1 rRNA gene is annotated in these 624 nt (G+C 43.6%); it reads right to left on the bottom strand.

Going from position 1 to position 624, the window contains the following annotated elements:
• Window positions 1–68, bottom strand: a 5S ribosomal RNA gene (gene rrf, locus D0S45_20700); the annotation flags it as partial.
• Between the last annotated feature and the right edge of the window lie 556 nt (window positions 69–624).

The following is a 624-nucleotide window of genomic DNA, read 5'->3' as shown; positions in this document are numbered from 1 at the left end:
GGTCCAACGTTGCTTAACTGCGGTGATCGGACGAGAACCGGTGCTTTCAACGTGGTATGGTCGCCGCCAACTACATCACCACTCAAACGACACATCAACAAAACACACACTCACACATACTAATCAAATACTCACTACTACTCGTCAACATCCCCAATCACTAGTCATTCACTCAATCACTCAAACTACACAAATTACCACAGTCAGTCACACTGACAATTGTCACAACAACTACCACTAACTGCTCCACATATCCATTCAATGCACCGACCACATACACTGATCAAATCCACTCCAGTCTGTATCACTCATTCATCAGTCACACAGCCAACAGATAGATATCAGGCAACATCAATCAACACATACAACTGAATCCAATGTCTGTCTGATCACCAGATTGCTTGTTCACAACTGGAGTCCAATGGAAATCCGCATTGTCAGTCAATTAGTCATTGCACTTTTCCACTCACTAGTCATCATGAACAGTCATCATGAAGAGTCATCATGAACGTGGTGTACATGTCGTCTACTGGTGTATCTGGTTGTCGATGTGCACGTGATGATATTGTGACTGTCTACTGGTGTATCTGGTTGTCGATGTGCACGTGATGATATTGTGACTGT

This window comes from Marinifilum sp. JC120 (assembly GCA_004923195.1).
GTDB lineage: Bacteria > Desulfobacterota > Desulfovibrionia > Desulfovibrionales > Desulfovibrionaceae > Maridesulfovibrio.
The sequence above is the reverse complement of the archived record's forward strand: the minus strand, read 5'-3'. Positions and strand labels throughout refer to the sequence as shown.